The sequence below is a fragment of the Clostridium sp. genome, from assembly GCF_051650885.1.
In the GTDB taxonomy this organism is placed as follows: domain Bacteria; phylum Bacillota; class Clostridia; order Clostridiales; family Clostridiaceae; genus Clostridium.
In genome coordinates this window covers 1-1,791 of record NZ_JBOFRG010000080.1, presented here as the reverse complement: position 1 = coordinate 1,791, position 1,791 = coordinate 1, and the positions used below count along the sequence as shown (strand labels likewise).

Sequence of the window (1,791 nt, the reverse complement as noted above, 5' to 3'; positions counted from 1 at the left end):
TAGAACCTAGAATATCTTTTATAATATCTTTAGTTTTATCAGTACTACCATCATCTATAATAACAGCATTAGTTATTACATCTTTGTTTTGCTCTAGCACTCTTTCTAAATATCTTCCTTCTTCATTTTTTACAACCATTGATAAAGTTAATTTATTTTCATCTCTAACACGTCTTAAAAGCGGTGTTGGCGATAGTACAATTGGACTTTCTTTTTTTATTGATTCAATTTTCCATCCCATTTTTGTTTCTCTTAATACTGCAACATATGCACCAGCATTATTAAAGCTATATGAATTTCTGATACCTTCTACCACAAGCTTAAAGTTTAATGCTATCTTTGTTCTATCAGAGAAAAATGATAGTCTCCATTCATCTACTCTATGCTTTGATATAACTTTACCATTTAATATTGATTTTTCCTCAAGTTCTCTAAGGTTTTTAAGTCTATCTCCTTCTTCAGGTAATACTAAATTAAGCCACGAATAATCCATTTCTTCTCTATATGAATAATTATAATATCCTTTTAAGAACTCTGTAACTAAATCAATCATTTCATATCCTAAAATATCATAATCCCTATTCTTGCAACCATCCTTAAAAGCAGTTACTCCTGCTAAATCAGTGCTTCTATAAATATGATATGCTGGATAATGAGTATCAACGAATAGTTCATAACCAAAGGCAACAGCTCTTATACAGAAGAATCTATCTTCTCCCCAAAATGAAAGATTATAAATTTTAGTAAAGTTTACACCGTCTTCTAAAGGCTTTCTTTTTATTAAGGTACATGCCCCTAATCCTCCAACTTTATAAACCCCAGGCTTTCTTAACATTGTTAAAAATTCATTTATTTGTTGACCTGCTTCCTGTTGGCTTATAGGCTTTATCATATTTGCTTCATATAAAGTATAAGCATCCTTTAACCAAACCTGTGGAAGGTCTTGTCCATCCGGACTCCATTTTGTCCAGAAAATATTTGATAAAATATCTTTATCTCTTGATAAAAGTGATTTTAAGCTTAGTGGATTAAGAACTATATCAGAATCTATAAAAAAGATATAATCATAATCTTTTTCTAATGCATAGTTTATAATTCCATTTTTAAATCTAGTAACCTTTTCAACTAAATCTTCATTCCATCTATGAGTATAATCATCACAAACATATTCTTTATCAATATCTTTTCCTACATTTACATCTAAAAGAGTAACATCATCTTTTTCAATACTGAATTCTTTTAATAATTCACTTGAAGCCTCTTCTTTATTATCGTCTACAAAACAATAGCCTATAATAAGTTCCTCAGTATCAAGTTCTCTAAGTGATTGTAAAAATTCTTTAAGAATATCTTTTTCCTGACAAACAGGACTACCTATTAATATTTTTTTCCCTTTGAACTTTTCCCATTCTATTTTTGGCATAAGCTTCCCCCTCTATAAATAATTTTCATATATTGTTATATCTATGTCTTTTACATCATAATCATCTATATTTTTTTGAATTTTTGTTTTTAAAACATTTCTAAGAATCAATCTTTCTTCTACTCGCATTTCATTTGTTTTAACATCTAAAATTTCTACCATAAATGCACATTTATCTTTTTCATCTTCTAAAATATCTGCTAAAAATGATTGTTGCCCATATGGAAGTATTTCATCTTCTCTAAGAGTTAATATCCACTTTGTTTTTAAATGTTTTGAAATAAGCTTTTCAAGGTTTTCGCTTTTGCATTCAACTATTTTAGCACCCATTTGAAGGCTATCTTTAATAGTTTTATTTCCTGATTTTA

Annotated in this window: 2 protein-coding genes; both read right to left on the bottom strand. The window is 28.4% G+C overall.

The genetic code is table 11. The features are described from left to right. On the bottom strand, nucleotides 1-1,423 hold a 1,423-nt coding region (locus ACRC28_RS03990), incomplete at its 3' end, for a glycosyltransferase family 2 protein (RefSeq protein WP_438542160.1). A gap of 12 nt (nucleotides 1,424-1,435) precedes the next feature. Beyond that, on the bottom strand, nucleotides 1,436-1,791 hold a 356-nt coding region (locus ACRC28_RS03985; protein WP_438542159.1), incomplete at its 5' end, for a hypothetical protein.